Annotated in this window: 26 protein-coding genes and 3 other annotated features; of the genes, 2 read left to right on the forward strand and 24 right to left on the reverse strand. The window is 43.1% G+C overall.

From position 1 onward, the window contains the following. The 19 genes from ACWI_RS10680 to rplU all read right to left on the reverse strand — a co-directional run bounded on the left by ACWI_RS10680 (position 1) and on the right by rplU (position 16,603). A complete protein-coding gene (locus ACWI_RS10680; protein WP_070371428.1) occupies positions 1 to 669 on the reverse strand; it encodes a potassium channel family protein in 669 nt (222 codons plus the stop codon). A gap of 14 nt (positions 670 to 683) precedes the next feature. Continuing rightward, entirely contained in the window at positions 684 to 2,060 is a 1,377-nt protein-coding gene (locus ACWI_RS10685) for a TrkH family potassium uptake protein (RefSeq protein WP_070371429.1), read from the reverse strand. Between the two features lie 130 nt (positions 2,061 to 2,190). Continuing rightward, on the reverse strand, positions 2,191 to 2,544 hold the full coding sequence (rplT, locus tag ACWI_RS10690; protein ID WP_410171668.1) for a 50S ribosomal protein L20: 354 nt from the start codon (positions 2,542 to 2,544) through the stop codon (positions 2,191 to 2,193). Positions 2,545 to 2,570: 26 nt separating this feature from the next. Further along, positions 2,571 to 2,774 carry a 50S ribosomal protein L35 gene (gene rpmI / locus ACWI_RS10695; RefSeq protein ID WP_070371431.1) on the reverse strand — a complete coding sequence of 68 codons (204 nt, stop codon included), beginning with the start codon at positions 2,772 to 2,774 and terminating at the stop codon, positions 2,571 to 2,573. 95 nt (positions 2,775 to 2,869) lie between these two features. Further along, the gene (infC, locus tag ACWI_RS10700; protein ID WP_175440945.1) at positions 2,870 to 3,409 is read right to left on the reverse strand and encodes a translation initiation factor IF-3; all 540 of its coding nucleotides are present in this window, start codon (positions 3,407 to 3,409) and stop codon (positions 2,870 to 2,872) included. 170 nt (positions 3,410 to 3,579) lie between these two features. Beyond that, complete coding sequence (locus ACWI_RS10705; protein WP_070371433.1) at positions 3,580 to 4,374, reverse strand: ABC transporter ATP-binding protein; 795 nt, start codon at positions 4,372 to 4,374, stop codon at positions 3,580 to 3,582. Between the two features lies 1 nt (position 4,375). Then, positions 4,376 to 5,272 (reverse strand): ABC transporter permease, encoded by an 897-nt coding sequence (locus ACWI_RS10710; protein WP_070371434.1) that lies wholly within the window; start codon positions 5,270 to 5,272, stop codon positions 4,376 to 4,378. Between the two features lie 101 nt (positions 5,273 to 5,373). Next, on the reverse strand, positions 5,374 to 6,366 hold the full coding sequence (locus tag ACWI_RS10715) for an ABC transporter substrate-binding protein (RefSeq protein WP_175440938.1): 993 nt from the start codon (positions 6,364 to 6,366) through the stop codon (positions 5,374 to 5,376). Between the two features lie 89 nt (positions 6,367 to 6,455). Next, positions 6,456 to 6,698, reverse strand: a binding site (T-box leader). A 71-nt stretch (positions 6,699 to 6,769) separates the two neighbouring features. Then, entirely contained in the window at positions 6,770 to 8,686 is a 1,917-nt protein-coding gene (gene thrS, locus ACWI_RS10720) for a threonine--tRNA ligase (protein WP_070371436.1), read from the reverse strand. Between the two features lie 106 nt (positions 8,687 to 8,792). Beyond that, positions 8,793 to 9,036: a binding site (T-box leader), on the reverse strand. A gap of 70 nt (positions 9,037 to 9,106) precedes the next feature. Beyond that, positions 9,107 to 10,819 (reverse strand): B12-binding domain-containing radical SAM protein, encoded by a 1,713-nt coding sequence (locus ACWI_RS10725; protein ID WP_070371437.1) that lies wholly within the window; start codon positions 10,817 to 10,819, stop codon positions 9,107 to 9,109. A 194-nt stretch (positions 10,820 to 11,013) separates the two neighbouring features. Further along, positions 11,014 to 12,111 (reverse strand): redox-regulated ATPase YchF, encoded by a 1,098-nt coding sequence (gene ychF / locus ACWI_RS10730; protein ID WP_070371438.1) that lies wholly within the window; start codon positions 12,109 to 12,111, stop codon positions 11,014 to 11,016. Between the two features lie 128 nt (positions 12,112 to 12,239). Then, on the reverse strand, positions 12,240 to 12,584 hold the full coding sequence (gene rsfS, locus ACWI_RS10735; RefSeq protein WP_084633633.1) for a ribosome silencing factor: 345 nt from the start codon (positions 12,582 to 12,584) through the stop codon (positions 12,240 to 12,242). 35 nt (positions 12,585 to 12,619) lie between these two features. After that, positions 12,620 to 13,192 (reverse strand): bis(5'-nucleosyl)-tetraphosphatase (symmetrical) YqeK, encoded by a 573-nt coding sequence (gene yqeK / locus ACWI_RS10740; protein WP_070371439.1) that lies wholly within the window; start codon positions 13,190 to 13,192, stop codon positions 12,620 to 12,622. Continuing rightward, positions 13,179 to 13,820: a nicotinate-nucleotide adenylyltransferase gene (gene nadD, locus ACWI_RS10745; protein WP_070371440.1), complete on the reverse strand. Its 642-nt coding sequence runs from the start codon at positions 13,818 to 13,820 to the stop codon at positions 13,179 to 13,181. Before nadD ends, yqeK begins: the two co-directional genes overlap by 14 nt. Positions 13,821 to 13,836: 16 nt before the next feature. Beyond that, the gene (locus ACWI_RS10750) at positions 13,837 to 14,199 is read right to left on the reverse strand and encodes a YhbY family RNA-binding protein (protein ID WP_070371441.1); all 363 of its coding nucleotides are present in this window, start codon (positions 14,197 to 14,199) and stop codon (positions 13,837 to 13,839) included. Between the two features lie 51 nt (positions 14,200 to 14,250). Next, positions 14,251 to 15,534: a GTPase ObgE gene (gene obgE, locus ACWI_RS10755; RefSeq protein ID WP_070371442.1), complete on the reverse strand. Its 1,284-nt coding sequence runs from the start codon at positions 15,532 to 15,534 to the stop codon at positions 14,251 to 14,253. 112 nt (positions 15,535 to 15,646) lie between these two features. After that, entirely contained in the window at positions 15,647 to 15,934 is a 288-nt protein-coding gene (gene rpmA / locus ACWI_RS10760; RefSeq protein ID WP_070371443.1) for a 50S ribosomal protein L27, read from the reverse strand. Between the two features lie 12 nt (positions 15,935 to 15,946). Then, complete coding sequence (locus ACWI_RS10765; protein WP_070371444.1) at positions 15,947 to 16,279, reverse strand: ribosomal-processing cysteine protease Prp; 333 nt, start codon at positions 16,277 to 16,279, stop codon at positions 15,947 to 15,949. A gap of 6 nt (positions 16,280 to 16,285) precedes the next feature. After that, positions 16,286 to 16,603, reverse strand: coding sequence for a 50S ribosomal protein L21 (rplU, locus tag ACWI_RS10770; protein WP_070371445.1), 318 nt, complete (start codon positions 16,601 to 16,603; stop codon positions 16,286 to 16,288). An 11-nt stretch (positions 16,604 to 16,614) separates the two neighbouring features. Continuing rightward, positions 16,615 to 16,683 (reverse strand) — a sequence feature (ribosomal protein L21 leader region). A gap of 156 nt (positions 16,684 to 16,839) precedes the next feature. Here rplU and srtB point away from each other — a divergent pair. Further along, on the forward strand, positions 16,840 to 17,556 hold the full coding sequence (gene srtB / locus ACWI_RS10775; RefSeq protein ID WP_070371446.1) for a class B sortase: 717 nt from the start codon (positions 16,840 to 16,842) through the stop codon (positions 17,554 to 17,556). 79 nt (positions 17,557 to 17,635) lie between these two features. On the opposite strand, the gene ACWI_RS10780 is transcribed toward srtB, so the two are convergent. From ACWI_RS10780 to ACWI_RS10795, 4 genes are all read right to left on the reverse strand, one after another. Further along, entirely contained in the window at positions 17,636 to 19,072 is a 1,437-nt protein-coding gene (locus ACWI_RS10780) for an alanine/glycine:cation symporter family protein (protein WP_070371447.1), read from the reverse strand. Between the two features lie 185 nt (positions 19,073 to 19,257). Next, positions 19,258 to 19,749, reverse strand: a complete 492-nt coding sequence (locus ACWI_RS10785; protein WP_070371448.1) for a nucleoside-diphosphate kinase — start codon at positions 19,747 to 19,749, stop codon at positions 19,258 to 19,260. 695 nt (positions 19,750 to 20,444) lie between these two features. Beyond that, positions 20,445 to 21,128: a TIGR03936 family radical SAM-associated protein gene (locus ACWI_RS10790; RefSeq protein WP_070371449.1), complete on the reverse strand. Its 684-nt coding sequence runs from the start codon at positions 21,126 to 21,128 to the stop codon at positions 20,445 to 20,447. Continuing rightward, the gene (locus ACWI_RS10795; protein WP_070371450.1) at positions 21,121 to 22,968 is read right to left on the reverse strand and encodes a TIGR03960 family B12-binding radical SAM protein; all 1,848 of its coding nucleotides are present in this window, start codon (positions 22,966 to 22,968) and stop codon (positions 21,121 to 21,123) included. The genes ACWI_RS10790 and ACWI_RS10795 overlap by 8 nt, the downstream gene beginning before the upstream one ends. 282 nt (positions 22,969 to 23,250) lie before the next feature. On the opposite strand from ACWI_RS10795, the gene ACWI_RS10800 reads away from it, so the two are divergent. Beyond that, on the forward strand, positions 23,251 to 24,813 hold the full coding sequence (locus ACWI_RS10800; protein WP_341465153.1) for a Na+/H+ antiporter NhaC family protein: 1,563 nt from the start codon (positions 23,251 to 23,253) through the stop codon (positions 24,811 to 24,813). 60 nt (positions 24,814 to 24,873) lie between these two features. Here the strand turns inward: ACWI_RS10800 and ACWI_RS10805 are convergent, their stop codons facing one another. Further along, complete coding sequence (locus ACWI_RS10805) at positions 24,874 to 25,677, reverse strand: class I SAM-dependent methyltransferase (protein WP_070371451.1); 804 nt, start codon at positions 25,675 to 25,677, stop codon at positions 24,874 to 24,876. Positions 25,678 to 25,702 lie beyond the last annotated feature (25 nt).

Consider the following 25,702-nt stretch of genomic DNA (forward strand, 5'->3'; position numbering starts at 1 on the left):
TTAATGGTCTTTTCGGGACAGTTTGTTAATCTCATTAATGGAGCGATTCTCCCCCATCACAATCAGTTTATCTCCGGCATGAATCACATCACTGGCCAATGGCGAAGCATTTAAGACATCCAGACTCCGAATTGCAATTACATTTAAGCCATGTTTTTCCCGGAGGTTTAACTGTTCCAGGTTTTTTCCTTCCCAAATATGAAGGGACTCCACCTCAACGATGGAATGATTGGTATCCAGCTCCAAAATATCGATAAAATCGCCGGAAAACAGATTATGCGCAACCCGCTCACCCATGTCCCGCTCTGGAGAAAATACTTTTTTGACCCCTAATTTAAGTAGCACCTTTTCGTGCTGGGCATTGTTGGCTTTTCCATAAATTTCATTGATTCCCAGTTCCTGAGCATTGACAATACCCATAATACTGCTGTTAATGTCTGAGGTAATGGAAACCACCACCGCATCGACATTCTTCAAGCCAATCGATTTCAGTGCATTAATATCGGTCACATCCGCTTGCACCGCATAGGTTACCAAATTCGCAATGTTTTGAATTTTTTCTTCGTCATTATCGACGACAACAACATTACAGCCCAATTCGCTGAGGGTGATGGCCAGTGCTTCACCAAAACGCCCTAAACCAAGAACCGCAAACTGCTTTTCTTTCAATTAATACTCCTCCTCTAGCCAATCATAATGTTGCCTTCCGGCAATTTGAAATTTCCCACGTTTTCTCGGGCTCGCTTTTCACTGCGTGAAATCGCATAGGCTACCGTTAACGGACCCAGCCGGCCAACAAACATGGTCAAACTGATGGCTATTTTCCCCGCTGTTGATAAATGAGGGGTTAAACCGGTTGTTAAGCCAACCGTACCAAATGCTGAAAGAACTTCAAAAACCACCGTTTCAAAAGAAGCTTCAGGTTCAGTACATAATAACACAAAAATCATAAAGATGACAATACCCAATGCAATGACAATCACCGAAATGGACCGACGGATTGCCGGGCCCATGATGCTACGCTTAAAGGCCACCACATCTTTTCGACCATGAAGAACGGAGACAACCGTCATCATAATAATCGCAAAGGTGGTGGTTTTAACGCCGCCACCGGTGGACCCCGGTGAAGCTCCGATAAACATAAACAGCATGGTTAAAAACAATGATGGTGTTGTTAAAGCGGCAATGTCAATGGTATTATAACCAGCAGTTCTTGGTGTGATCGACTGGAAAGCGGCGGCCAGTAGTTTTTCGGGAAAAGAAAGCTTTCCCATCGTCATCGGATTATTGTATTCAAAAACAAAAAAAAGCACAAAACCAATAATCAAAAGAACACCGGTGACTGTCAGGGCCAGCTTGGCATGCATAGTCATTTTTTCAAATTTTCGAATGTTAATGATATCACTGGTAACGGCAAATCCCAGCCCCCCCAGAATAATCAGCCCGCCAATCACAAAATTGACAATAAAATTACCGACATATTTTGTCAGGCTGGAGTAATTCCCAAATAGATCAAAACCAGCATTACAAAAGGCAGAAATCGAATGAAAAAAGCTGAAGGCAGTGCCCCGCAAAAATCCATATTCCGGAATAAAAACCAGGGCCAACAATAATGCCCCAACTGTTTCAATGATCAGCGATGAAAAGAAAATGTACTTGGTGAATTTAACTACTCCGGAAAGTGAATCCATGTTCACTGAGGATTGAATCAGCAGACGATCCTTGATCGTAATCCGTTTTCCCGCCAGTACAAAAAACATTGTCGTCAATGACATGAAGCCCAGGCCACCGATCTGTATCAGTAAAATAATAACGACTTTCCCAAATACCGACCAAAAGGTGCCGGTGTCCACAACCACAAGCCCCGTTACGCATACTGCTGAGGTAGCCGTAAATAACGCATTAATAAAACCACCGCTGGTTCCTGATGCGCTGGCCATCGGCAAGGTCAACAAAATGGCTCCCAGTAGGATCACCAGTGCAAATCCATAAATCAGCATTTCTGCCGGGGAACGTTGTCCCGCAAATTTTTTAAAGTTCCAGCGTATTTTTTCTGCCATGATTCGATTCCTGCCTTAAATATTTAATAACCATACCTATTCTAACACGACACAATAAAAAAGCAAGAATAATATCCATAAAAAAAACTTCTCAAGCATGGATAATCCGTTGAGAAGTTTTTCATTACGATTAGTTCATGTTCTTCTTTGATACTTCAACTAAGTCTTTAAAAGCATTACTGTCATTCATTGCCAGATCTGCTAAGATTTTACGGTCGATTTCAACACCTGCCTGTTTTAAACCAAACATGAATTTGCTGTAGCTTAAACCATGTATTCTGGCACCGGCATTGATTCGGGTGATCCATAATCTTCGGAAGTTTCGTTTCTTTTCTTTACGGCCAACATATGAAGATCTGAGTGCTCGCATAACGGCTTCATTCGCTGATCGATATAACTTACTTTTAGCACCATAATAGCCTTTTGCAAGTTTTAGTACTTTTTTATGTTTCTTTTTGGCATTAACGCCTTTTTTAATTCGCATTATCTATTTCCTCCTATCTTCAAATATTATCTTTTTACGATTTTGATCATTTTCATTACTACTTTAGCATCGCCAGGAGCTAAACCAGTTGCTTTTCTTAAATTTCTTTTTCGCTTGCTGCTCTTTTTGTTAAGAATATGACGTTTGAACGCTCTTGAACGTTTAATATAACCTGATTTTTTTATTTTAAAACGCTTTGCAGCACCACGGTGGGTTTTCATTTTTGGCATAACTATTTCCTCCTCCCTGTACAAGGTTTCATTTATAAAAAACTATATCTGAGAAACGAAAGTTTCACAATCAGATAGTCAATTAACAGTGTGAATTACTTATCTTTTTTGGGGGCTAAATACATAACCATGTTTCGGCCTTCAATTTTTGGTGCTTTTTCGACTACCGCCAGATCAGCAACCCGCTCAGCAAAATCCAGTAATACTTCTTTTCCCTGTTCGGTGTAAGCCATTTCACGGCCTCGGAAACGGATCGCCACCTTAACTCGACTGCCTTGCTCTAAAAACTTGATGCAATTTTTAATTTTAACATTAATATCATGCTCTTCAACTCGAACCGACATACGAATTTCTTTAATAACCACAGCTTTTTGATTTTTTTTGGCTTCTTTTAATCGTTGAATTTCTTCGTATCTAAACTTACCGTAGTCAAGAATCTTACAAACCGGCGGTTTTGCGTTTGGTGAAACTTTCACTAGATCCAAATTTTTTTCATCGGCTAATGCTTGAGCTTCTCTGGTATTCATGACACCAAGCATTTCTCCAGTTTCGTCAATTACACGGATTTCGCGATCACGGATCTCGTTATTAATTTCGTGTTGAACATCTTTGCTAATAGTAATATACCTCCATATAAAAAAATTGCAGGTAGAGTTACTCCACCTGCAAAAAAATACTTACGAACAATGATTATGCGTTCATTCATATTTACCTATTTCCCTGAGAAATGAGGTGAGAAGTGTGTGTTCCTCTACTTTGTTACTCAGCTATTATATGCTTATTCAGATCGATTGTCAAGTTTTTTTTATGAAAGTAAAGCCCGGTCGTTGGCAAACTCTTCGCCACTGACCTGGCCAAAGCGTTTTAGTAGATCTTCAACTGTGAGACTCTGTTTTTCTTCACCACTGATATCTAAAATTACGTGGCCTTCATGCATCATAATCAAGCGATTCCCATGCTCAATGGCGTGGCGCATATTATGGGTGACCATCAGGGTGGTCAGATTCCCTTCGTGGACAAAACGGTCACTGAGTTTTAGAACCTTATCAGCCGTTTTGGGATCCAATGCCGCTGTATGTTCATCCAGCAATAGCAGTTTAGGTTTTTTCAGAGTTGCCATCAGTAGGGTCAAGGCCTGCCGCTGTCCACCAGAGAGCAGACCAACCTTAGCATGAAGACGATTCTCAAGCCCCAGATCCAGATGGCTCAGGTACTCTTTATAAATTTCACGTTCCTTATTGCTGATGCCCCAGCTAAGTGACCGGGTCTTACCGCGACGGTAGGCCAGGGCAAGGTTTTCTTCAATCCCCATATTACCGGCAGTACCCATCATCGGATCCTGAAAAACCCGGCCGATAACGGCAGAGCGTTTATGTTCAGGCAGCTTGGTAACATCTTGTCCGTCTATCAGAATCGAACCCTTGTCAACACCAAAGACTCCCGCCACACAGTTAAGAAAAGTCGACTTGCCAGCACCGTTACCACCAATAACCGTGACAAAATCACCCTCGGCCAGGGATAGACTAAAATTGCGGAGGGCCACTTTTTCGTTGACCGTGCCAGCGTTAAATTTTTTTTCAATTTCATTGATTATTAGCATTTTAGAGATCGCCTCCATTCATCGATTTTTTAATGGGACGAAGATAGCTTTTAAAGACCGGCAGTGACAGCGCAATGGCCACAGTAATGGCGGTAAAGAGTTTTAAGTCGTTGGCTGGCATCCCCATTTTTAATACCAGGGCGATGATAATCCGATAGGTAATGGCACCAAGGACGAGTGAAATCAGGCAATTGAAAAAATTTCGGGTGCCAAAAATAACTTCGCCAATGATAACCGAGGCTAACCCGATAACAATGGAGCCAATCCCCATTTGGATGTCCGCAAAGCTCTGGCTCTGGGCTATTAACGAACCCGAAAGAGCAACCAGTCCATTACTGATCACCAGGCCCAGAATAATCATATTATTGGTATTAATACCCTGAGCTCTGGCCATTTGCGGATTGTTCCCGGTAGCCCGGATGGCGCAACCGATTTCGGTTCCAAAAAACCAGTATAAAAGACCAACAATTGCCATCACACTGATAAATCCAAAAAGCATGACTGCATTGGTTGGGCTTAATCCCAGGTTCTCAAGCGGAGTAAAAACGGTGTCAATCCGCAGCAGCGACAGGTTGGCTTTGCCCATAATCCGGAGATTAACCGAATAAAGTGCAATCATCGTTAAAATACCGGCCAGCAAGGCGGGTATTTTAAGTTTGGTATGCAAAATCCCCGTGACCAGTCCGGCCAGCATCCCGCCGACAAAGGCCAAACAGGTTGCGATGAACGGATTCATCCCGTTAAAAATTGAAAAAGCTGCGATCGCAGCTCCCATGGCAATACTGCCTTCGACTGTTAAATCAGCAATATCGAGTATTCGGTAGGTGATATAAACGCCAATCGTCATGATCGCCCAGAGCAGGCCCAGCGATATTGCACCTAATAGTATCTCAAACATTATTCTGCCTCACTTCTTATCTATTGATTATGTTGATTAATAATTTTAGCAAGCAGCAATGTACTCATTACTGCTTGCTAAATCGTTTCTATTTAAGTTACTTATTTTGCGGTAATCACGTATTGCTGAAGATCCGCAGGAATCGTTAAGCCAATTTCCTGTGCGACGGCACCATTAATGGCATATTCAAACTTTGTTGCTGATTCAATCGGCATGGTTGCCGGTTCAGCTTCACCCTTTAGAATTTTAACAGCCATTAAACCAGTCTGGTAACCTAGATCTGAGTAGGAAATTCCCAAGGTCGCCAGTCCACCGGATTCCACCATTCCGGCTTCACCACAAATGACTGGAGTTTTTGACTGTGAAGTAATGCTTTGAACCTGAGGCATAGCTGAGGCGAAAACATTGTCAGTCGGAATGTAGATGGCATCGCATTGGCTGACGATCGATCGAGTTGCCTGTTGCACGTCATTGGAGTTAGTAACCGTTACTTCGACATATTTCAGGCCAAGTTTTTCAATGGCTTCTTTGGCAATTTTTGCCTGGATGACTGAATTATCTTCACTGGATGTATACAGGACACCAACAGTTTTAGCGGTGGGTACCAGTTTTACCAGCAGATCAATTTGTTCTTTAATCGGATTCATGTCGGTGGTACCGCTGACATTTCCACCGGGTGCTTCGTTTGAAGACACCAGACGAGCCGCTTCATAATCAGTGATGGCCGTTCCCAGAATCGGGATTTCAGTCGTTTTACCAGCGATGGCCTGAGCTGCCGGTGTGGCAATGGCCAGAACCATATCAACCTTGTTGCTGACAAAACGATCACTGATGGTTGACAGATTACTTTGATCGCCCTGGGCATTTTGAACATCCAGGGTGATCTTATCCCCATCCGTATAACCATTGTCAGCCAGGGCAGTCACAAAGCCTTCCCGGGCTGCATCAAGGGCTACGTGGTCAACGTATTGAACAATCCCTATGGTGGCACTTTTGCTGTCATTTTTTGTCGCCATGCTTGAACAGCCAGCGCCTAATGCGACCACAGCAGCAACAGCCAGCACAGCCATTAATTTTTTACCGTGTTTTTTCATTTTCATTTCCTCCATTTTCATTTTTATTCAATCAAACCTTTTCAGGCTGAATTGTTCGCTTTTTACACAAAAAAAATTCGTCTCTGTCTAACAGGGACGAACACAAATTCGCGGTACCACCTTGCCTTTGATGCGCATGCATCACACTCTGAAAGCAACCTAAAGTCACTTAACCACGGTAACGGTTGGTATCCGGCTCAGCCTACCGGGCAGTGCCTTTCGGTGAGCAGCTCTCAGGATGTATTCATAACGACGTCTTGCTTCCTCGCACCTACCGAAAGCTCTCTGTAAAGATCATCCTGTTATTACTCGTTCCTGGTCATCACTTTATTGTTTTTTATTATATTGATATGGGTCGAATTTGTCAACCATTATTGCAAATTCGACCCATATTATTCCTGGATTAGTCTAAGGTTAATGACTTTGTTTTGATTTTTTCAATCAGCTTTTCTTTGAGATCCGCCAGACTGATCAGACCAGCATCCCCAGTATCCCGGATTCGCAGCGCCAGGTCACCACCTTCGGCTTCCTTGTCACCAACCACCAGCATATAAGGCACTTTTTGCATCTGTGCTTCCCGGATTCGGTAACCCAACTTTTCATCCCGGCCATCCACTGAAGCCCGAACTCCAATGGCGGTCAGTTGGTCAGCAATGCCTTTGGCAAAATCATGATGGGCATCAGCAACCGGAATAATCATTACCTGTACCGGCGCCAGCCAGAGCGGGAACTTCCCGGCAAAATGCTCAATCAGAATACCAAAGAACCGCTCGATACTGCCGAGAATGGTACGATGGACAATAACCGGACGGTGTTTTTCGCCGTCAGAGCCAATGTAGTTTAAATCAAAACGTTCCGGCATCTGAAAATCCAGCTGGATGGTACCACATTGCCAGGTTCGGCCGAGGCTGTCTTCCAGATGGAAGTCAATTTTAGGGCCATAGAAAGCCCCATCGCCAGGGTTTAAGCGATAGTTGATTTCTTTCTTTTCCAATGCGTTTCTTAAAGCATCAGTAGCGATTTCCCAGACTTCATCGGAACCAATGGCTTTTTCCGGCTTGGTTGATAATTCGACCTTATAGTTAAAACCAAACACCCGGTAAACATCATCAGCCAGATCAATCACCTTGATGACTTCGGCTTCGATTTGTTCGGGTGTCATAAAGATATGGGCATCATCCTGAGTAAAGTTTCGCACCCGCATCAAGCCATGAAGCGCCCCATGTAGTTCGTGGCGGTGAACCAGACCCAGTTCGGCCATCTTTAAGGGCAGATCCCGATAAGAATGGCCTTTGCGTTTATAGACCAGCATGCCGCCGGGGCAATTCATTGGTTTTACCGCATAGGAGGCGTCATCTATTTCAGTAAAATACATGTTTTCCTGATAATGATCCCAATGGCCGGAACGTTTCCACAGATCGGCATTTAAAATGATGGGCGTTTTAATTTCCTGATAGCCCCGCAACTGATGTTCCTGTCGCCAGAAATTCTCCAGTTCGTTGCGGATAATCATCCCCTTGGGGTGGAAAAATGGGAAGCCCGGGCCTTCTTCCTGAAGCGAGAAAAGATCCAGCTCTTTTCCCAGCTTACGGTGATCCCGTTTTTTGGCTTCTTCCAACCGGGTTAAGTAAGCTTCCAGTTCACTTTTTTTAGGGAAGCTGATTCCATAGATCCGCTGCAGCATTTTATTTTTTTCATCTCCCCGCCAGTAGGCACCAGCCAGACTGAGCAGTTTAATGGCCTTAATCCCACTGAGGTTTTGAATATGGGGGCCAGCACACAGATCCGAGAATTCCCCCTGTGAATAGAAGCTGATAATGGCATCTTCCGGGAGGTTTTCGATCAGCTCGGCTTTGTAAATTTCGCCTTCAGCATTAACTTTAGCCAGCGCCTCATTACGGCTTAACTCGTAACGGTTGATTTCCAAGCCTTCCTTAACGATCTTGCCCATTTCCTTTTCAATTTTTTCCATGATTTCCGGGGTGATAATTACATCCACATCAATATCATAGTAAAAACCGTTCTCAATCGCCGGGCCAATGGCCAGTTTAGCTTGAGGATAAAGCCGTTTAACCGCCTGGGCCAGAAGATGGGAACCAGTATGCCAAAAGGCGTGCTTACCGCCCTCATCTTCAAATTTCAGCAGATTAAGGGTGGCATCTTCATTAATGACCTGGCGGATATCAACAACCTCACCGTTTAGTTCTCCAGCCAGGGTATTTTTAGCTAATCCCGGACTGATATCATTGGCCACTTCAAGCACTGTAATTCCGGGTTCATAAGTCTTTATGGATCCGTCTTTTAACGTAATAGTAATCATTTTATTCTCCTTTGTTTTGGCGTTTATTGTGAGCATTCAGGGAATCTTAACGATCCGACTGATAAAACCATTTTAATTTAAAAAACAAAAAAGCCCCTTTGTCAAACAAAGGGACGTCTCAACGCGGTTCCACCCAATTTGATTCATTTTCATGAATCCACTTAAGTTCTGAATAACGGTCAGCACCGTAAAACCTTACTGTATTGAAAGTACCCAAGGTAACATTTCAAATTATTTCAGGCTTCGACTCCAAGGTGGTTTTCAATTATCTGTTGTATAAGCAATTACAGCCAGGTTGCCTACTCTCTGAAACATCGGGATAACTTACTCGTCCTTATCAGCGTCTTTTTTTATTTTTATTGTCTATCAGTATAACCTTTATCTAGCAGGGAATCAATACTTTTCAGAAAATTTAATATTTTATTCAACAACAATGTGCGATCCCGTTGCTGAAAAGACCACTAATCCCGTTTGCTCTGCTGTTGATAACGGCGCTCCGGAGAGGCGGCTAAGAAAGGCTGCTGAAAAATATTGAAACTTGACCTGAGTATAAATCTTTTTAGGTGCCTGATCAATAAAATCAGACAGATATTTCTCAATATTCTGCGGCTCTTTTAAAAACTCAAAGATCCATTCTTTATCTGGAGTCTGATCACACATACCCATTGGCATTCTGAAATTTCCCTGGGTGAGCCAATCGTATCGAAGACACTCGCCAATCTGATCGACCTTTTTGTGATCCCTGAAAAATTCGTGCAAAATAGCAAAGAGTTGTTCCTTTGATTTGCCCACATCATAATAGCCCTGATCTTCCCAATGACAGGAAAACGCTTCAAAAAAATCAAAGGGAGTAAGAAAAATCTTGTCCGCAAAAATATAGTTCATGCTTTGTTTAAAGTCGCCACTATTGTAGTACCGATCGACTAATACTTCAATTTGACGTAATTGAGAAAGCTCTTCTGCGCTAATATACTTATTTGAAATAATTTCATAGGGCGGAAAGCTGGCATACTGATACTGATGAATTAGCGCCTCGCTGCGAATCCGGGTACCTTTTAAACATTTAAGAAAGCCCACCTGCAGCATATCTGGGGCAAGAGCGATCACATGATTAAAGGATTCCTTGAAACTATCGTAGTTCTCAAAAGGTAAGCCGGCAATCAGATCCAGATGAATGTGGATATTCTGTGGCATTAGCAGTTTTTTTACATGGTCACCGGTTCGGGTCACACTGATTTTTCGGCCAATGGCAGCTAGAGTTTCCGGAGCCGTACTCTGGACGCCAATTTCAAATTGAATCAATCCCGACGGGGCTGTCTTAAGTAAGTTAATCATCTCGTTATCAATCAGGTCGCCGGTCATTTCAAAGTGAAAATTTGTTGGCCCGCCACGCTTAATCAGATGGGCAAATATTCTTTTGGCCCGACCGACGTCGCAGTTAAAGGTGCGATCCACCAGTTTGACCTGCTTGACCCCCACCGCAATAAAGAAATCCAATTCTGCAAAGACCCGATCCAGTCCCAGCAAATTTAACCCTTGCTTAGCCGAAGACAAACAATATGAACAGCAAAACGGACAGCCCCGCATGGTTTCGTAGTAAATGATTTTATGCTTAAGGCTGGCCATATCCACATTACTATAAGGAAACACCAATTGACTTAGGGGTACCGCTTCAGTATCAGGATTTTCGACAACGTGCCCCGCTGAACTGCGATAACAAAGTCCCGGAATTTTATTGAGGCCTTCGTGATAATTACCAGACTCCAGTAGCGCTTTTAGTTTGGCTTCCCCTTCGCCCTGAATAATCCGGTCACAAAAAAGATAAGCCTTTAGCAGCGCCACTCCATCAAAACTAACCTCGGGGCCACCAAAAATAATCTCAACCTGGGGTTTCGCTTTTTTAATGACTTCTGCCAGCTTAACTACCATCTCCATATTCCAGATATAGCAGGAGAAACCAATTCGTCTGGTATTTTGATCCAGAAGCAACTTAACAATCCGATGAAAGGGATCATTAATTGACATTTCTACAATTTCGACATCAAAATTCGGCAGCTGCGCTTTTAAAGAACGCACCCCCAAATTCGTATGGATATATTTGGCATTAATAGCTACTAGGACAAGATCTTTCACGGTAACCTCCAGGTCTTCGGGGATTTAAGTCTGGGAATAAGTTAATAAAAAAATTCTTTGCTGCCGAGTTGTTACACCTCTTAATACTCTGCTTAGATGAATAGAAGCAGACAGTACCGTTTGCCCTGGATAGTAATTATCCAGCGTAAATGGCAGCAACGCTCACGGCAATTAAATAAATCAAACGATATTTGTTATACATTAAAGCGGAAAAAAGTTACGTCGCCATCTTTCATGACATACTCTTTACCTTCTACCCGGGTCACGCCACTTTCTTTGGCTTTTACTTCCGAACCGGCTTCAACCAGCTGATCGAAACTGGTGATTTCAGCTCGAATAAAACCCCGCTCAATATCGCTGTGTATTTTTCCGGCAGCCTGGGGTGCCTTCGTACCTTCGGTAACTGTCCAGGCCCGAATTTCCTGGGGGCCAGCGGTTAAAAAAGTAATCAGCCCCAGCAGTTTATAGCCAGAGCGAATAACCTGATCCAGGCCTGATTCGTCCAAACCCATATCAGATAAAAACTCCGTCTTTTCGACTTCGTCAAACTGGGCGATTTCTTCTTCAATTTTAGCCGATATTTTAATGATGTCTTTATGACTGCCGGAGTGGTTTTCCCGCACTGTTGCTTTTAAACGGGTTACCATATCATTATCTTCATGGAGATCATCTTCAGAAACGTTGGCGATATACAGTACCGGCTTGATGGAAATCAGCTGAATGGTTTGGATAAATTCCCATTCATCCGCAGAAAAATCCTCATCATTGGGCATTTTGCCACCTTCTAGGATTTCCCGCAGCCGCATCGCCACCTCAATATTTGCCTTTTCCTGAGGATTGGTCTTGGCCAACTTTTTATTTTTTTCTATCCGTCGATCTAGCATTTCAATGTCAGCAAAGATCAATTCCAGATTAATGGTTTCCAGATCATCAATGGGATCAATTTTTCCTTCCACATGCACCACGTTGTCATCTTCAAAACAACGAACCACATGGACTATGGCATCAACCTCCCGAATATGTGAAAGAAACTTGTTGCCCAGCCCTTCCCCCTTGCTTGCGCCTCGTACCAGACCAGCAATATCCACAAATTCGATGGTGGTGGGAATAACCTTTTTAGAATTGTACATTTTTTCCAAAATCGCCAGACGGGGGTCCGGTACAGTGACAACCCCGATATTGGGATCAATCGTACAAAATGGATAATTGGCAGACTCTGCTCCGGCCTTGGTTAATGCATTAAATATGGTGCTTTTCCCAACATTGGGTAAGCCAACGATTCCTATCTTCATTATTACCTCTTTCTTATTTTCGTCTAAAACATTTCTCCTGACATTTAAAAAGGTGGGTTTTCCCGTTCCCTTGGAACAAGAAGTACCACCATTTCAAATTTGGTCAGCGCTTTTTTGTAAACAGACGTCTATCGATTGACAACAGTGTTTTTCCATAATTTTTCGAGATTATAAAACTCCCGTTCTTCAGCATGGAAGATATGGACAATCACATCGTAGTAGTCCAGCAAAATCCAGCGGGCTTCACGTAAACCTTCAACCCCTTTAGGAAAGATCTCCAGTTTTTGGGCCTCATACTCAATATTTTCGGCGATCGCCTTGACCTGTCGCTCAGAGCTACCACTGGCAATAACAAAATAATTTGCAATGGAGGTCATCTCCGTAACATCGATGACTTCAATATCATCGCCATTTTTTGCTTCAATCCACTCTTTAATCTTTTGTGCAAATTCATCTGGATTAATAATGATCACTCACTTTCTTTTTTTAATTTCTTGATTACTTTTTTTCATAGATTTCTGGTTTTAATCAGCAAATCATTTCGTGCTTCAAGGGTATGCTTATGAAGCAGCGCACCAATTTTTACGACATGGCAGATACAATTGGATAATGCCAGTATAACTGCCTGATCAAGATCTGTTTTTGCTGCCGCTCGAATGGCCTCAACCCCAGGAAAAGATCGGTCTTTTTCGATATAATCAGCCAAATAAACAATCTTGTCCAGGGTGCTCATTTTCTTACACCCGGTGGTGTGATAACACACCGCATGTTGAATCGCCACATCGGTGATGCCATAGCGTTCTTCAACTAATACCGCACCCACCGGGCCATGAAGTAATTGGGGATCATGGCGACTGACCCGGTCGACTTTAATCTGATGCTTTTTGGCATAGCCGAGAAGCTTTTCGTCCGGCATATTTTTGGCACAGTCATGCAGTAGTGCCGCCAGTCTGGCCTGATTAAGGTCAACCCCAAAACGACTCGCCAGTTGTTCAGCCGCCGCAACCACGTTAATTGTATGGCGAAAGCGTTTTGGACTCAGCTTATTTTCAAGATCTGTAGTGATCTCAGTCCAGTTCATGTTGATCCCCATGTGTCCCATTTGGCAAATAGAGGCCCTGGTCGTGGATATAGGCTTCCACCGGATCGGGTAAGAGGTACCGGATGGAATAACCATTCTTAATCCGGGAGCGGATATCGGAAGAGGCGATGTCCATTTCCGTGGCGTAAAGCTTAAATATCGATGCCCCATAAATCTCCTGAAGTTCTTTGATCCGCATATCCAGGCGATCATGGCTATAGCCCGGGCGGAAGGTGGTAATGAACTTTACCGACTTAAGTAGCTCCGGCGCACCCTTCCACAAGGTAATCTCAAACATTAAATCGGCCCCGGCAATAAAATAAAAATCACAGTCCGGGTATATTTCTTTAATGCTATTAATCGTGTCAATGGTATAGGTGATGCCACTCTGGTCGATTTCATGGGTTAATATCTCAAAACGATCGTTGCTGGCAATGGCCAGTTCCACCATTTTTAACCGGTGTTCTCTGGCAATTTCATCTTGCGATAATTTAAATGGGTTATTCCCAGTGGGAATAAACAAAACCTTATCCAACTCATATTGATCCCGAGCCGACTCTGCCAACAGCAGATGACCCGTATGGATGGGATTAAAACTTCCTCCCAGAAGACCGATTTTTTTCTTCATCTCAAACCTTTACTTTTTATGAATTAGTGAATTTTCGTGATGGGCTTAATGATTTTTTCTTAACCCGTTTGATGGGTTTTGCATTTTTAGTGGGAACCTCAATTTTCGTTTTTAATAAATTCTTTTTATAAAGAATAAATTTGTTACCGATGGTGCAGACAATCTCCGCTTTGGTGGCAGCGGCCAATTCCCGGGCGACGTCACCAACTTCTTCCATGGAGTTATTCTGAACCTTTCCCTTGATTAACTCCCGGGCAATGATGGCATCTCTAGTCTGCACAATAACTTGCTCGGTAACGCCTTCCTTGCCAACGAAAATGATATCAGGGATATCCATGGCCAGCTTTCTTAAATAACTTCTTTGTTTACTTGTTAACATTTTTTCTCAACTTTCTACGACGCTATTATAGCATATTATTATGGGCAAAATCTATTTAAAATACTCAAATTCGATGTCTTCCAACTGAACAACATCCTCATCCTGAATGCCCATTTTTTCCAACTCTGCAAATACGCCTTTATCTTTTAGCACCCGCTGGAAGAAACCAACTGAATCCAAATCTTCAAAGTTAACGGATGTAATCAGTCGCTCCAGGAAATCGCCTTTAACAATATATAAATGATCACGTTTTTCAACAGTAAATTGTTTTTCCATAAAGTCAGGGGTATAAACGGATTCAGTCTCTGGTTCAATGTCAAAAATCGGTTCAACCTCACCGATTTCATCCAGCAAGGTTATCGTTCGGCTAAGCAGTTCGTTAAGCCCCTGGCCGGTTACTGCTGAAATTACAAAAACCTCGTAACCGAGTTTTTCGAGTTCGGCTTTGAGTTCAGCTGTTTCGCCAGCATCAGCGAGAAGATCAACCTTGTTCAAAGCGACAATCTGCACCCTCTGGGCTAGTTTTTCATTATACTTTTCCAACTCTAAATTAATCGCTTTAAAATCTTCCAGGGGATCCCGGCCTTCACTGCCAGCTGCGTCCAACAGATGGATTAGCAGCTTGGTTCGTTCCACATGACGGAGGAACTGGTCACCCAGTCCGGTTCCTTCATGAGCGCCCTCGATCAAACCGGGAATATCGGCAATCACAAACGGATCAAAATTTCGCCATTCAACCACCCCCAGATTAGGGACAATGGTGGTAAAATGGTAATTGGCAATTTTGGGTTTGGCTTTGGTGATTACCGAGAGCAGTGTTGATTTCCCAACATTGGGAAATCCAATCAGACCCACATCAGCCAGCAGTTTCAGCTCAAGAATAACAGTTCGTTCCTGACCTTTTACTCCACCCTGAGCAAAACGAGGTGCCTGTCTGGTAGCTGTTGCAAAATTCATATTTCCACGACCACCCCGACCGCCTTCTGCTACCCGGTATTTTTGTCCGTGTTCGGAAAGGTCGCAGATAATCCGTCCGGTATCCTTATCTTTAACAATCGTTCCAACCGGAACCTTAATGATCAGGTCTTCTCCGGTTTTACCGGTGGAGCGGCCGCCGGTGCCGTTTTCACCATTTTCTGCCTTGTGTTTTCTTTTATATTTAAATTCCATCAGGGTTCGAAAACCATTATCGGCCATAAACACAATATTGCCGCCATGACCTCCGTTCCCGCCATCGGGACCGCCGTTGGGGACATATTTTTCGCGCCGGAAACTCATTCCACCATGTCCGCCATTACCAGCCTTCAGAATAATCTCTGCTTTATCTACAAACATTGCTACCTCGCTTTTTTAGGGTACTTACCCGAACAACATAAAAATAAAACCTCTTATCTTGTCAAAACGAGCATAAGAGGTTTTATGGCTGTATTATTTTGTCACTGAGAAACTAGATGGCTTCCCGAGGATAAATACTTACTTGTTTTTTATCTCTGCCTTTTCGTTCAAAACGGACAATCCCATCTTCTAAAGCGAATAATGTATCATCGCCGCCTTTTCCAACGTTAGTACCAGGGTGAATCTTGGTTCCTCTTTGACGAACTAGAATATTTCCTGCCAGTACGAATTGACCATCGCCTCTTTTTACGCCAAGACGTTTCGATTCGCTGTCTCGACCATTTCTTGAACTACCAACCCCTTTTTTATGGGCAAATAGTTGAAGGTTCATTTTTAACATGTTGTTCACCTCCTATTTATATACTTCTTCAAACTGGATATAATCTCCATAAGCTTCCTTAATCCCCCGGATTCCCAGAAGATAAGTCGAAATAAGTGTTTCTGTTTTTGATTTCGTTGGTTCATCATTGATTTCGGGAATGATAAAACGGACATAGCCCTCTTCGATCACTTCGCCAAGATCTTTTCGCCCAACAATTTCGGTAAGTCCGTTTAAAATGCTGATGGTTAAAACCGAAACAGCCGCACAAACGATATCCTCGCCATGATCGGCAAAACCGGCATGACCAGACACAATTATTTCACTTGCTTTATTATGCTTACCACAAATCTTTACTGAAATCATAAATGCCTAGGCTTGAATGCCAGTAATTTTAACTTTCATGAATGGTTGTCGATGACCTTGTTTTTTCCGATAATCTTTTTTAGATTTATACTTGTAAATAATAACCTTAGGTCCTTTGGCAACTTCCAAAATTTCTGCTTTAACAACAGCATTTTCAACCACTGGCGTACCAATGATCATTTCGCCATCTTTGTTAACTGCTAAAACTTCAGTAAAAGTAATTTCTTTTACATCGGCTTCAGTAAAATTGATTTTTTCAATTTGAATCACATCATTTTCCTGAACGCGGTATTGTTTACCACCTGTTTTAATAATTGCATACATAGTTCTACACCTCCTCATACCAGACTCGCCACAAAAGGTGCTTTCGACTTAAAACCTTGTGTGTGCGGCTACATAACTTTATAAATATTAACATGGTGCGTTACTAAAGTCAATCAAAATATTAACAATGTTCATTTGACATGATAATACACCTAAAAAAACTGAAATCATTTATTTTATTTGGGGGTTTTCTCGTATGATGGGTATAATAAAATAAATTGAGCTTTAGGAGGAAAATGAAATTGCAAAAAAACATGCCTAGAATAAAAATTGTAGCTGTTGTTTTATTAGTTATCCTTGCTATGGGATTCATAATCTATAATTTTTATCCAATGATCAATCAAAACATGCAAAAGGATAAAATAATTGCCGTCGCCAAAGAAAACCGTACCGAGATTGCCGATCGAATTGATTTTAATGCCTTGCTGTCCATCAACCCCGATACCATTGGCTGGGTGCAAATCGAAGGGACACCCCTTGAATATCCGGTTACCCAAACCACTGATAACGATTTTTATCTGTCTCATAATTTTTTAAAGGAATCATCCTTCGAGGGCGCCATCTTCCGGGACTACTTGAGTGATCCGGTGACAACCCGGAATCACGTACTCTATGGTCATTATATGTCAGATGAATCAATGTTTGGCAGCTTATGGAATTATCAGGATCAGGCCTATTTTAAAGCCCATCCGGTGATTCAGTTTGATCAGCCTGGCAATCCCGGGGATTGGGAGATCTTCTCGGTTTATATTACCGAAGCCGAATACGATTATCGCCAGCCCAGTTTTTCAAGTGACACCGAGTTTATCAACTATATGAATCGGCTCAAAGCCCGTTCACTGTATGATACCGGTGTGGTTGTTTCCCCGGACGATGAAGTGCTGACCCTGTCCACCTGTATCTACACCTTCGATGATGCCCGCTTTGCGGTGCATGCCCGAAAAATCAAGTAAACATAAAAGTGTCCGCAGTTTGGATCTCGTTGAGATCATCCATTGACTGCGGACACTTTATTGCATTTTAGGCAAGTTACTATTCGTTATCAATAACTGCCTTTTTTCCCAATTTTCGCAATTCGCGTTCCGGTTTGATTACTTTATCTTCATAATCAAAACACTCTTTGGCAATGACATTACTTAAAACCAGTAATGAGATCAGATTAGGAATTGCCATTAATCCATTCATGGTATCCGAGAAATCCCAGACAATCTGCAGAGCAGTGGTGGCGCCGACAAACGCGACCAGACTGTAAAACAAACGATAGATTGTTACTGCCATCGGCGCTTTAATTAAATACTCTAGCGATTTTTCTCCATAGTATTCCCAACCTAAAATGGTTGAGAAGGCAAACAGCATGATCCCAATAGTGACAATGTATCCGCCGATCGGACCTAATGCCGATTCAAAGGCGGCAATGGTTAGCGCAGCACCACTGAGCAGTTTGCCAGCTTCGGTCATGGTACCCAGAACGCCGGAAGAAGCAATTACCAGACCGGTAATGGAACAGACAACCAGGGTATCAAAAAAGGTTCCGGTCATGTTAATGTAACCTTGACGGGAAGGATGATCAGTTTTAGCAGCGGCTGCCGCAATTGGCGCCGAACCTAAACCGGCTTCATTGGAGAAAACCCCCCGGGCAACTCCCCAACGCATGGCGCTGAGCATGCTGGCAATCACCGTACCGCCAACCCCACCAGCCACCGCTGTGGGTGAAAAAGCCATTGTAAAGATTTGAGCCAGACCGGCAGGCAGGTTTTCAAAATTAATAATAATAACTAAGATTCCGGCCACAAAATAGAATACCGCCATGAATGGTACAAAAATACCACAAACACGACCGATACTTTTGATTCCCCCTAATAGCACTACAATGGCCAGAATCGTAATGACTGCCCCGGTAATCCAGGTGGGAATACCAAAGGTTCCCAACACGGCCCCCGATATAGAGTTTGCCTGGGTCATGTTACCGATTCCAAAAGAAGCGATCACCGCAAAAGCTGAGAACAGCACCGCCAGAATCGAACCGATGGTTTTATTTTTGAAACCATTTTTCATGGCATACATCGGCCCACCAGCCATTTCACCTTTTGAATTTGTTTCCCGGTATTTAACCGCCAGAACACTTTCGCCATATTTGGTGGAAAGGCCAAACAATGCACTGATCCACATCCATACCAGCGCTCCGGGTCCCCCCAGTACCATGGCCGTTGCCACACCAACAATATTACCGGTACCGATGGTTGCTGCCAGTGCCGTCATTAAAGACTGGAAGGGTGAAATATCCCCACTCGAATCTTTTTTTGATGGATCCTGCTTAGCAAAAACCGATTTCAATGCATAACCCAAGTTTCGCCATGGCAGAAACTTTAACCGGACTGTCAAAAAGATCCCGGTTCCCATCAGTAACGCCAGCATTACAGGTCCCCAAACAAAATTGTTGACAGCTGCAATAATTTCCGAAAAATTCATCTTAACCCCCTTAAAATTATAGTGGGATCATTTTATCATTATTTATCTTGCTTCACAATACTAAACATTCTAAATGACAAGTATTTACCTTAAGCCTATCTTAAGCCCAGGCAAGAGGTAATTATTGTCATTTCCATAGATATTTTAACCCAATCCGGAAGCACTGCCCGGTAAATCACTCGAATTCAATTGAGCACTTGGATTAGCGACGCAAAGAGTTGATAGGTTTCCGGCGCAAACCAGAGTTTAAGTTCGGTTAGCAGAGCTTCGTTTGAATCACTGCAATGGATCAGATTGTTACAGCAGCGAGCTTCCCGGTCGGCATTATCAAAGGAATCGGTTCCCAGATCACCCCGAATCGTTCCCGGTTCAGCCCGGGCCGGGTCGGTGGCGCCCGTTAATTCCCGGGCATTGCCGATGGCATTTTCCCCGTCCTGACTAAGAATAATGGGCATCATTGCTTTCCCAGCAAAAGCTGTGATGGCCATTTTTTTAAACGATTCTCCCAGTTTTTCAACTACGTGGGCGTAATGGGTTAAGATCAAGTCGTCACTGACGCTCTTATATCCGATCATCTCGATCCTGAAGTCATGCTCGATAAACCGTTTTATAATCGGTTCAACTAATTCCGTCTCCAACGCATCGGGTTTCATAATAATTAATACATATGATTTCATTGCAAATCCTCACCTTCTATGTTTTGTAGTTATAAAGTATAATACAATTACTGGATTAACATTTTTATACTAAAATAATTAATTAACCGCAAAAAACGCTGAAGCCGATCCCACAATAAATGCAGAACCGGCTTCAGCTTTCGATTTCAGATGTCATTCCTTTTGGACTCACCCCTTTCATTTCACCAAAAATCCACTTCTTCACTTTTCTAAAAGTAATAAACGCTTAACTGGCAAAATTCTTCAGGATAGTTTTTTATTCAATTCAAATTTTTACCGTTTCAGTGGCAAATCGTCATTTCCATTATGTGGTTAATTATCGTTGATCCATTATTATTTTTATGGTCACACCACTTAAAAAGTGATGCTCACGTCCATAATTAAATACCGATCGCCAATTAATCAGGCCATCAATGTCGATGCCGCCTACCCAATTTGGTTTTAAGAACTGCTGCATCTTTGGAAATGACAATCGATAAAATCTTATTCATCCATTCGGGTTATTTTAATTTTTATCTCTAAACAAATCACCATCTTTCTAATCTTATCGGCTGTTAAGGTTTATTTACTTTTCAATGATCTTATTAATCAATTGTGAAAAGGATCGTGTTGATCTTTGATTTAGCTAAATTATAGCACGTTTCTTTGAAATGTAAAGGCATTTTTTGTAAACGTTTTTATTTCTTTTGTAAACCTTAAGCATCGACTTTAAGCAGCAGTTTTTCCCGATGTAATTCGATCGTCGGATCGATCACAAAAACCGCTCTGATTTGATCGTTGAAACTCGCTAAGACCTGTTCCGGCTTGACACATTGCTGCTCGATATAAATCAGCGTCATCTTTACATTGACATGATCGATTTCGGCGTCTGCACATACCGAAATCGATTCAATAAAGGGTCGGATATTTTTTTGTACATATTTTCCTTTTTTATTTCTTTTCTGGATCAAAATCTGTGGAAGTTCCAGATACATGCGCACAGATGCTGCCAATTCGTTTAAATCCGTTTCTGGCATGACCTTGATGCGAATCCGATAGTCACTTTGATAAAGCGATGCCGACAGGGATTCGACCCCCTCACCGCAGATTTTTGCAGCAATAATTTCAAGACCCTTCGGTAGTGCCTGGTTCATCCGGTGAATAAAGGTGTCCACATCGATGTCCGTAGATACAATCACCTCACCATACTCCGCGTCACTGGTTAAACCCACCGACATCGCCAGCGCAAATGACATCCGGGGATGGGGGTTAAAACCCTGGGAGTATGCAACCGGGATATTCGCCCGGCGAAACGCCCGTTGAAACAATCGTTGTTGATCCAGATGGGATAAAAAACGCAGCGGGGTTGAGCGTTTAAACTGATAATGAATTTTAACCATTGCATTTCCATCCTTTCTTGAATTCCATAATGCCGCAATTCGAACATGCATCGGGACAAAACGGTGTTGTTAAAGCTGTCTCGGCTTTTTTTGCTTCGGTTTGTAAAAAGTCCTTGGTAATGCCAGTATTGATAAAATCCCAGGGCAGAATTTCTTCGTAGTCCCGGTTTCGTAAAGCATAAAAATCCGGATCAACCCCGGCCTCGTCAAAAGCATCCATCCATTTTTGCAGATCAAAGCATTCGCCCCAGCCATCAAAGCGGCAACCTTTTTGATGGGCTATCTCCAGCACCGAACCTAAACGACGGTCACCCCGGGCAAAGACTGCTTCCAAGAAGCTAACCCCGCTGTCATGCCAGCTGTAGGAAATCTTGCGATCTTTAATACTGGCTTTTAAATGACGTTGTTTCTGTTTAAATTCTTCCCGGGTATTCTGGCCCATCCACTGAAAAGGTGTAAATGGCTTGGGCACAAAGGAAGAGGTGCTTAAAACGACTTTCAAACTTTTGTTGCGGACTTCCCGATCAATTTTAAAGTATTCATCCACAACTTTTTGCCCTAAATCCGCAATGCCTTCGATATCTGTCAGCGTTTCCCCCGGCAAACCAATCATAAAATACAGTTTAACATGTCCCCAGCCCTTTTCAAAAGCCGTTCGTACCGTGTCAAGCAGGTTTTCCTCAGTAACACCTTTATTAATGACATCCCGCATCCGTTGGGTTCCAGCTTCTGGTGCCAGCGTCAAACCGGTTTTGCGAACTTTCTGGATTTCTTCCAACATCTCAATGCTTAAGGAGTCAATCCGCAGTGATGGCAAGGAAATACTGACTTTTCCATCCGCATAATCACAAACCAGGTTTTTAATCAGGGCTTCAATTTCGCTGTAATCACCAGTACTGAGCGATGACAGTGAAACCTCATCGTAGCCAGTGGCGTCGATCAGCGCTTTGATTTTTGCCTGGATAGTTGGCACGGTTTTTTCCCGGGTCGGGCGGTAGATCATCCCAGCCTGACAAAAACGGCAACCCCGGCCACAGCCTCTGAATATTTCATAACTGATCCGATCATGGACAGTTTCGGTATAGGATACTACAATTTTTTCCGGGAAGTAAGCCTGATCAAGGTTTTCAATAAATTGCTTGCGGATCGTTGGTGGTGCTTCTTTGACAATCGGGGAAAAGGCGGTAATTAGCCCGGTTTGCTTATCATAGCTGACCGCATAAAATGCCGGGACATAAACCCCGTCAATCTGAGCTGCCCTTTTTAGAAAGTCCTGGCGGTTACCACCAGCTTTTTTCCATTCCCGGTGGGCAGCCATAATTTTAAGAATCACCTCTTCCGCTTCACCAATGACAAAAAGATCAATAAAATCAGCCAGTGGCTCCGGGTTATAGGCGCAGGGGCCCCCGGCCATCACAAAGGGCTCGTCTTCCTCCCGCAAAGCGCTGCGCAAGGTGATCTTTCCTAATTCCAGCATGTTTAAAATATTACTGAAGCTCATTTCATATTGCAGTGTAAATCCCACAATATCGTAGACGTTCAAGGGCAGCATTGATTCCAGGCCATATAATGGCAAATCATGCTGACGCAACTGTTCTTCCATATCTACCCAGGGCGCAAAGACCCGCTCACACCAGACATCTTTTTCTTCGTTGAGTAACCCATAGAGTATTTTCATGCCCAAATGAGACATTCCCACCTCATAGGTGTCCGGGAAAGCAAAGGCAAAACGAATCATCTCCGGACTCGGAATCTTATGGACTGCGTTCACCTCATTACCAAGATAGGTGATTGGTTTTGTCACCAGGGGCAAAATATTTTTTTCGATATAATTATTCATTCATTTCCTCATATTTATAATTTTTAAACTGCCTAACTCATTTTAGCACACCTTATCTTACATGATTCTTATCAGCTTGTACAGTCCCCGTCCCAGAATAAATATTCAGTCCCATCGCCCCGCTCCAACAATTATTCTAAAAAGCGCATTTGATTAACGCAATCAATTATGATAGACTACACCCTGTTTGAAAAATTTAAGTCAGGTAATATCAAACGGTGAAACGTATTTATGAACTTTTTGCAATTATCTGAAATATTATGTTTATGAGAGGAGAAAAAATTGTTTGAAACAGTCGATGTGGGCATTTTGTCCATTATTCCACCAATGATTGCCATTGTTCTGGCGTTGATTACGAAAGAAGTTATCTCCGCCCTGCTAATCGGAATTCTATCCGGAACCCTAATCTATGTCGTTAGCATTGGCGGCGGTCTGGTTGAAATGGGTACGGTTGCTTTTGGCCTGATGGCTGAAACCGTTGGTGAACCGGGCAAGTTTAATATCATCTTATTTTTGGGGCTGCTGGGAGCCCTGGTTTATGTTGTAACCATTGCCGGAGGTTCTCGGGCTTATGGCAACTGGGCCGCCACCAAGCTTAAATCCCGCCGCAGTGCCCAACTGGCCACCAGTGCTCTGGGCGTTATTATTTTTGTTGATGATTATTTTAACTGCCTCACTGTTGGCACGGTTATGAAACCGGTCACTGACAAATATCAGATTTCCCGGGCCAAGCTGGCCTACATCATCGATTCCACTGCAGCACCAGTCTGCATCATCGCCCCGATTTCAAGTTGGGCAGCAGCTGTCGGCTCAACACTATATGAAACGGGAGCTTTCCAAAATGAACTGAGTGCTTTCGTGGCAACAATCCCTTACAATCTTTATGCCTTGTTAAGTATCTTGATGGTTATTATTATTTCTGTTACCAATCTGGATTTCGGATCAATGGCCCGGGTTGAACAGCGAGCCACCGAAACCGGCGAACTGGGTGCTCTGGATACTGAACTGGAAGAAAAAATCCTGATGGATGGCAAGGGCACGATCTGGGATCTGATTGTTCCAATCAGCTCACTGATTGCCTTTTCAATTCTCTCGATGCTCCAAAACGGTGGCTACTGGTCTGGTGAAGGCTTAACTTTATCGGAAGCCTTTGGCAATTGTGATGCATCTGCAGCACTGGTAATGGGCGCCTTCTGGGCCTTGGTTGTGACCTTTTTGCTGTTTATCCCCCGTAAACTGATTGATTTTAAAACCTTTATGGGAGGCATCGGCGAAGGAATCAAAACCATGGTTCCGGCCTACATTATTTTAACCCTTGCCTGGACCATCGGTGCCCTGTGTCAGGATCTGCTGGGTACCGGCCTCTTTATTGGCGAACTGGTTAAATCCAGCAGTATTCCAGTGGGGCTGATTCCAGCTATGATTTTCCTGGTTTCGGCCCTCTTGTCCTTTTCCATCGGAACGGCCTGGGGTACCTTTGGGATCTTCATTCCGATTGTTGTTATGATTTCCCAATACACTGCCCCAGAACTGATGGTGGTAACCTTGTCAGCGACACTGGCGGGATCTGTCTTTGGCGACCATTGTTCACCCATTTCAGATACCACTATCCTCTCCTCAACCGGGGCCGGCTGCGATCATATTTCGCACGTTTCTACCCAGATGCTTTATGCCATGCTGGTGGCCGCCTGCAGCTTTATCGGTTATCTGGTAGCTGGTTTGAGCTATGGAAATCTTCCGCTGACCTGGTTAACCTCGGTCGGACTACTGATTGGATCATTAATCGTCTTCCATCGAATTTCCCAAGCCCGCATCACAAAGCTGAATTTTTCCACTTCGGATTGATACTGTCCATTTCAAATGTCCGCCATTTAGCAATAAAATGGCGGACATATTTATTCTACATCAAACTATTTCCCAGATCAGTTCACCTTTTCGTTGTTGCAATGTTTCGGTCACCACGCCATTTTTTGCCACTTTTCCCAAATATTGATGAACCATCATCAGCTGATCCGGATTATCTAAAACAGCAAGTTCCCGGGTATAGATCCCCTTTGCTTTTTCCAGTGGGAAAACCCGCTTGTGAATCCCCGTTTCGTATGTCAGTTCTGGGAAAATCCCCTTCGTCCATAAAATATTAAAAATATAGTTCAGCTTATTAAACTGTCGGATATACTTTTGATCTGTTAGTGTGTAGAGTGTTTCTTTCAGACAACTATGGCGCTCCACAAACGATGACAGATAACAAAACCCTCTGGAGGCGCCAATCATTTTATAAAGATGCTCCGGTTTGCAAATCGCCGGTGACATGCTGGCAATCACCAGATCAAAGGATTCCAGATAGTGAAAGCTGTCCCAATCCGAGTGAATAAACTCGGCATTTTCTAACCCCGCAGCTGCCGCATTTTCTCTGGCATAGTGGATCATCTTTTTAGAAAAATCCAGCCCCACCACTTTTTTAACTTTTTTTGCCAACTCAACTGCAAATTGTCCCGGCCCACAACCAATATCCAAGACCGTTGTGTCACTCGTGATAATCCCTTTGTCAACCAAGACCTGAACCGTGTCTTTACGATTTAACTGAGCGTCTTCGGTTGACGATGAAAGATTGTATTCCTCCGCCCGAAAGTCCCAAAATTCTGCAGTTGGTTCTTTTTTCTGGTTGTCACTTAACCAGAGCTCTTCAAAATATGCTGTTGTAAACTGCATCCGGCATCCGTCTCCTTATATAAAT

It is taken from the genome of Acetobacterium wieringae (assembly GCF_001766835.1).
Taxonomy (GTDB): domain Bacteria; phylum Bacillota; class Clostridia; order Eubacteriales; family Eubacteriaceae; genus Acetobacterium; species Acetobacterium wieringae.

What these genes read in the sequence shown, in the direction of transcription:
- ACWI_RS10685 (WP_070371429.1), bottom strand. Translation starts at nt 2,060, where the DNA reads ATGGCAGAAAAAATACGCTGGAACTTTAAAAAATTTGCGGGACAACGT.
- rplT (WP_410171668.1), bottom strand. Translation starts at nt 2,544, where the DNA reads ATGCGAATTAAAAAAGGCGTTAATGCCAAAAAGAAACATAAAAAAGTA.
- rpmI (WP_070371431.1), bottom strand. Translation starts at nt 2,774, where the DNA reads ATGCCAAAAATGAAAACCCACCGTGGTGCTGCAAAGCGTTTTAAAATA.
- ACWI_RS10705 (WP_070371433.1), bottom strand. Translation starts at nt 4,374, where the DNA reads ATGCTAATAATCAATGAAATTGAAAAAAAATTTAACGCTGGCACGGTC.
- ACWI_RS10710 (WP_070371434.1), bottom strand. Translation starts at nt 5,272, where the DNA reads ATGTTTGAGATACTATTAGGTGCAATATCGCTGGGCCTGCTCTGGGCG.
- ACWI_RS10715 (WP_175440938.1), bottom strand. Translation starts at nt 6,366, where the DNA reads ATGAAAAAACACGGTAAAAAATTAATGGCTGTGCTGGCTGTTGCTGCT.
- thrS (WP_070371436.1), bottom strand. Translation starts at nt 8,686, where the DNA reads ATGATTACTATTACGTTAAAAGACGGATCCATAAAGACTTATGAACCC.
- ychF (WP_070371438.1), bottom strand. Translation starts at nt 12,111, where the DNA reads ATGAAGATAGGAATCGTTGGCTTACCCAATGTTGGGAAAAGCACCATA.
- yqeK (WP_070371439.1), bottom strand. Translation starts at nt 13,192, where the DNA reads ATGAACTGGACTGAGATCACTACAGATCTTGAAAATAAGCTGAGTCCA.
- nadD (WP_070371440.1), bottom strand. Translation starts at nt 13,820, where the DNA reads ATGAAGAAAAAAATCGGTCTTCTGGGAGGAAGTTTTAATCCCATCCAT.
- ACWI_RS10750 (WP_070371441.1), bottom strand. Translation starts at nt 14,199, where the DNA reads ATGTTAACAAGTAAACAAAGAAGTTATTTAAGAAAGCTGGCCATGGAT.
- obgE (WP_070371442.1), bottom strand. Translation starts at nt 15,534, where the DNA reads ATGTTTGTAGATAAAGCAGAGATTATTCTGAAGGCTGGTAATGGCGGA.
- rpmA (WP_070371443.1), bottom strand. Translation starts at nt 15,934, where the DNA reads ATGTTAAAAATGAACCTTCAACTATTTGCCCATAAAAAAGGGGTTGGT.
- ACWI_RS10765 (WP_070371444.1), bottom strand. Translation starts at nt 16,279, where the DNA reads ATGATTTCAGTAAAGATTTGTGGTAAGCATAATAAAGCAAGTGAAATA.
- rplU (WP_070371445.1), bottom strand. Translation starts at nt 16,603, where the DNA reads ATGTATGCAATTATTAAAACAGGTGGTAAACAATACCGCGTTCAGGAA.
- srtB (WP_070371446.1), top strand. Translation starts at nt 16,840, where the DNA reads ATGAAATTGCAAAAAAACATGCCTAGAATAAAAATTGTAGCTGTTGTT.
- ACWI_RS10780 (WP_070371447.1), bottom strand. Translation starts at nt 19,072, where the DNA reads ATGAATTTTTCGGAAATTATTGCAGCTGTCAACAATTTTGTTTGGGGA.
- ACWI_RS10785 (WP_070371448.1), bottom strand. Translation starts at nt 19,749, where the DNA reads ATGAAATCATATGTATTAATTATTATGAAACCCGATGCGTTGGAGACG.
- ACWI_RS10790 (WP_070371449.1), bottom strand. Translation starts at nt 21,128, where the DNA reads ATGGTTAAAATTCATTATCAGTTTAAACGCTCAACCCCGCTGCGTTTT.
- ACWI_RS10795 (WP_070371450.1), bottom strand. Translation starts at nt 22,968, where the DNA reads ATGAATAATTATATCGAAAAAAATATTTTGCCCCTGGTGACAAAACCA.
- ACWI_RS10805 (WP_070371451.1), bottom strand. Translation starts at nt 25,677, where the DNA reads ATGCAGTTTACAACAGCATATTTTGAAGAGCTCTGGTTAAGTGACAAC.